The organism is Agarivorans sp., assembly GCF_050295395.1.
Lineage (GTDB): Bacteria > Pseudomonadota > Gammaproteobacteria > Enterobacterales > Celerinatantimonadaceae > Agarivorans.
Map to the genome: position 1 here is coordinate 1 of NZ_JBNKPP010000285.1, position 5,173 is coordinate 5,173.

4 protein-coding genes are annotated in these 5,173 nt (G+C 47.5%); all 4 read left to right on the top strand.

What is annotated here, in order from left to right:
• Positions 1–4 precede the first annotated feature (4 nt).
• Entirely contained in the window at positions 5–2,923 is a 2,919-nt protein-coding gene (gene rapA / locus ACQY6Q_RS17060; protein WP_427983311.1) for an RNA polymerase-associated protein RapA, read from the top strand.
• A 61-nt stretch (positions 2,924–2,984) separates the two neighbouring features.
• Positions 2,985–3,635, top strand: coding sequence for a pseudouridine synthase (locus tag ACQY6Q_RS17065; RefSeq protein WP_427983308.1), 651 nt, complete (start codon positions 2,985–2,987; stop codon positions 3,633–3,635).
• 60 nt (positions 3,636–3,695) lie between these two features.
• Entirely contained in the window at positions 3,696–4,475 is a 780-nt protein-coding gene (locus ACQY6Q_RS17070; RefSeq protein WP_427983309.1) for a DUF3530 family protein, read from the top strand.
• A gap of 77 nt (positions 4,476–4,552) precedes the next feature.
• Positions 4,553–5,173: NAD(P)-dependent oxidoreductase (locus ACQY6Q_RS17075; protein ID WP_427983310.1), on the top strand; the 621-nt coding region annotated here is incomplete at its 3' end.

A 5,173-nucleotide genomic window follows, 5' to 3' on the forward strand; every position in this document is an offset into this window, starting at 1 on the left:
GCTGATGTCATTTTCTATCGGCCAACGCTGGATCAGTGATTCAGAATCAGAGTTAGGTTTAGGCACGGTTGTCGCTATAGAAGGTCGAATGGTGACCTTACTATTTCCAGCAAGCGGGGAGAACCGCTTTTATGCCATGGCCGAAGCGCCGGTTACCCGGGTTGTATTTAATGTTGGCGATGAGATTAGCAGTACCGATGATTGGTCGATGACCATTAGCGAACTAGAAGAAGTAGATGATCTCATCATTTACCATGGCGTTCGCCACGATACTCAAGAGCCAGTGCAACTGCGTGAGATGTTCTTGAGCCACTTCCTTAAATTCAACAAACCACAAGACCGCCTATTTGCGGGCCAAATTGACCGTTTTGATAGTTTTGTGGTGCGTTATCAAACCTTAGTGAAGCGCTTCGAACAACAGCAATCAGAGTTAAAAGGTTTAATGGGAGGCAAGGTAAGTCTGATCCCCCACCAGCTATACATTGCTAGCGAAGTCGGTCGGCGCATTTCTCCACGGGTATTGCTTTCTGATGAAGTTGGCTTGGGTAAAACCATTGAAGCAGGCTTAATCATTCACCAACAGTTAATTGCCGGCTTAGCTAAACGCGTCCTGATTGTGGTACCCGATGCGCTGCAATATCAATGGCTGATTGAAATGTTACGCCGCTTTAATATGCATTTCAGTTTATTTGATGAAGACCGCTGCATCGAAGCCTATGCCGACGCAGAAAATCCCTTTGAAACAGAGCAACTGGTCTTATGTAGTCTGGATTTTCTACGACGGAAGAAAAAACGCTTTGAACAAGTAGCCGAAGCCGAATGGGACTTATTAGTGGTTGATGAAGCCCATCACTTGCAATGGGATGAGCAAAGCCCTAGCCGTGAATATCAGGTCATTGAACATTTAGCGCAACAAATAGCTGGCGTACTGTTGCTTACCGCGACGCCGGATCAATTAGGCCACCAGAGCCACTTCGCCCGCTTGCGTTTACTCGACCCAGATCGTTTTTATGATTATTCGGCCTTTTTAGAAGAAGAACAGCACTATCAACCGGTGGCCGAAGCGGCTCAGGCTTTACTTGATAATGGTCGTTTAAGCGATCAGCACGCTAATCAGCTTACCGAGTTATTGAGTGAAAATGATATTCAACCCTTAATCAACTTAATCAACGACAAACAAGCGACAGAGGAACAACAGCAGCTAGCTAAGCAAGAACTATTACAGCACCTGTTAGACCGCCATGGTACAGGGCGAGTATTGTTCCGCAATACCCGTAATGCTATTGCCGGCTTCCCCAAAAGACAGCTCAGCTCTTATCCGCTCAATCTTCCCAGCCAATATAAAACGGCTTTGAAAGTGCAACAGATGATGCAAGGCAGCAGCAATGGTCTAAATACCCAGTTAATGTTCCCTGAAGAGTTATACCAACAGTTTGAAGGTGAAGCGGAAAACGCTGCTAGCTGGACGCAATATGATCCCCGTATCGATTGGTTAATCGACTTTCTGTTAGCCAATAAACAAAAAAAGGTACTGTTGATTTGTGCGAAGGCTGCCACCGCCTTAGCCATCGAAGATGCCGTACGCGTCCGCGAAGGTATTCGCGGCACCGTATTCCACGAAGACATGTCCTTACTAGAGCGCGATAAAGCCGCTGCCTATTTTGCCCAAGATGAAGCGGGTGCTCAGTTAATGGTATGTTCCGAAATTGGTTCAGAAGGGCGAAACTTCCAGTTTGCTCAACACATCGTATTATTCGATTTGCCTACCAACCCAGACTTGCTTGAGCAAAGAATTGGCCGTCTCGACCGAATTGGCCAAAAACATGATATTCAAATTCATGTTCCTTATTTACAAGACACGCCTCAGCAAAGTTTATTACGCTGGTACCATGAAGGGCTGAATGCTTTTGAGCAAACCTGTCCCGCCGGTAGCGAAATATATAAAGAATTTGGCGAGCGTTTAAACACTATATTAGCTAGTGCTATAGCAGAACCTACCGAACTGGATGCGTTAATAAAAGACACTGCGCAACGCTACCAACAGGTAAAACAAAAACTCGATGCCGGACGAGACCGCTTATTAGAAATCCACTCTAGTGGCGGAACCAAAGCCCAGCAACTGATTGAAAAAATTCAAAGTGCCGAGCAAGACCCACACTTTGTGACTTTCAGCCTACGCTTGTTTGACAGTATTGGCATCAATCAAGACGATAAAGGCGAAAATGCCCTGGTATTACATGCCAGTGAACAAATGATAGTGCCCTCTATTAATGGTCTGCCAGAAGACGGCTGTACCATTACCTACGATAGAGACACCGCCTTAAGCCGTGATGAAATTCAGCTTATGTCTTGGGAACACCCATTACTGCAAAGCTGTATCGATACCATTCTTGGTGCCGATCTCGGTACTAGTTCGGTTGCCCTATTGAAAAACCGCGCTTTGCCTGTAGGTAGCCTATTCCTTGAAGGTATCTTCGTAGTAGAGACCAGTGCGCCAGCGGCATTTCAAATTGAGCGCTATTTACCCGCCACACCGGTGCGGATCCTGCTTGATAAAAATGGCGGCGACCTATCAGACAAGGTAGGTTTTGAGCAATTTAATCAGCAGCTATCTGCGGTAAACCGCCATTTAGCGGCTAAATTGGTGAGTGCTTCTCAGCAGCAGATCCACCCCTTATTGGCCCACGCAAATAAGCTCGCTCAACAACAGCTCAGTGATATAGTGGCCCAAGCCAGCGCCAAGATGAACCAGAGTTTAAATACTGAACTAGCACGCTTAGAGTCCCTAAGTGCGGTGAACCCGAGCATCCGCCAAGATGAATTAGCCACAATGCGTGAGCTAAGGGATAACGCCGATAACTACTTGCAAAAAGCCCAAGTTAAGCTAGACAGTTTGCGCGTCATTTTGGTGTCTCATAATTAATCGATTTATTTCTATCAAGGCCTTAGCTTACACTAAGGCCTTATTTTTTAGAGCGCTTGTCATGCCAGATTTTGTATATCGCCCCCCCATGTCCCCCTACTTCAGCATCGTTTATAAAGACGACGCGGTGATTGTATTTAACAAGGCCAGTGGTTTGTTATCGGTGCCCGGTAGAATAGAAAAAGACAGCTTATGGCAGCGCGCTCAACGGGTTTGGCCAGAACTAAAAGTGGTTCACCGTCTCGATATGGCCACGTCTGGTTTAATAGTGATGGCCTTGGGCAAACCGGCTCAAAGCCACCTCAGTCGACAGTTTCAACAGCGTAGAACAGCCAAAACCTATTACGCAGAAATTTATGGTCATCCACAGCAACCACAGGGAGAAGTAGAACTGCCACTACGCTGTGATTGGCCCAATCGCCCCAAACAAATGGTTGACTTTGAGCTGGGCAAACATGCCTTAACCAAATGGAAAGTACTAGAAACTCGCCCGCATAGCAGCTTGGTGGAGCTGCAACCCATAACCGGTCGCACCCACCAATTACGTGTGCACATGCAACAAATCGGCTGCCCAATTGTTGGTGATGGCTTTTACGCAACAGCTGCGGCCAAAGCGCTAAGCGAACGGCTGCACTTACACGCCGCTAAACTGGGCTTTTATCATCCGCAAACCGAGCAATGGATGGAATTTAGCTGCCCACCACCTTTTTAACTAAAGCTAGCGGGCATAGACCCGATACAATAAAGGAGCCTACCAAAGGAACTGCTAATTTTGCGAAAACTTCAAGCCTGCTTACTTGTTTATCTAATCTCTAGCCCCGCTGTTTGGGCGCAATGGCAGGCGAGTGATTTTTCTCATTGGCAAGTACAGGGTGAACTCAAACCACTGCAAGTGGCGCAGCAGCAATATGTGAGCCTTTGGTTAGAAGAACAAACCCCACAAAAGCGTGGCAGTGTGCTGCTGTTGCCAGATTGGGGAGAGAGCCCCAGCGCGGCTAATAGTATCAATTCACTTCGCCAGGCCTTACCGCAATGGGGCTGGGAAACCGGAGCCATCCTTCCCCCTTTCCCCATGGCTGGTTTAATGCAAAGTAACACCATGACTCAGCTAGAAGAAGCCCGCCAACAATACAAACAAGATTTACAAGCCTTGTTAGAAGCGGCCAAGCAAGCTCAGCAAGAACAGTTTGGTTTTCAGGTTATCGTGGCTCAAGGTGTAATGGGGGCTTGGCTGGTAGAACTATTAACAGAGCAGCTACTGCCTGCCCCCGATGGATTAGTATTAGTTAGTGCCTACTATCCCGACCAGCAGCTTAACCAAAAACTGGCGGAACAAGCTGCTCAATTGGCGGTTCCGATACTCGATATTTACGCTGACGACTACAACCGATGGCAGCAAACAGCTCGGCAACAACGGCTAATCGCCAGCAATAAAAATCAAAAATTCAATTATCGACAAACTGAGTTGCCGGCTACGGCCGCAACTCAGCCCAACAGTGCCAAACTCAATAAAGCCGTTTACGGCTGGTTTAACGCTTTAGGTTGGTATTAAATTCGTCCCTTCGCTGCAGTAGGCGGGTTGCGCAAATCTTGTTATGCTAAAACCATACTAACTAGCTCAAGCTTACGATGAAAATTGTATTTTTAGACCGCGCCACCCTCGCCAAGCAAATTAACTTAAGAGCCGCAAACTTCCCCCACCAATGGCTCAATTTTGAGACGAGTCTAGAACAACAAGTAGTAGAGCGTGCTCAAGATGCGGATATCATTGTGGTCAATAAAGTACCACTGCAAGCCGCCAGCTTGGCTCAACTTCCTAAACTGAAAATGATTGCGGTAGCGGCCACCGGCACCAATAACGTCGACCTAAACTATGCTCAGCAACAAGGCATAGTCGTCTCTAATATTCGCGATTACGCCGCACAAAGTGTAGCTGAACATAGCATTGCGCTTATGTTTAATCTGCGGCGTAATATTATGGCTTACCATCACGCCATCCAACGAGGGCGCTGGCAGCAAGCCCAGCAATTTTGCTTCTTCGACTTTGCCATCGACAACTTAGCAGGGCAAACCTTAGCCTTGATTGGCGGCGGCAACCTGGGTCAAGCCACCGCTAAATTAGCCCAACAACTCGGCATGCAAGTGATATTTGCCGAGCACAAGCAGCGCCCGGCACGCGCCGGGAAAGTTGTTTTTGAAGAGGCCTTAGCCATGGCAGACGTAATCAGCATACACTGCCCGCTAAACTCC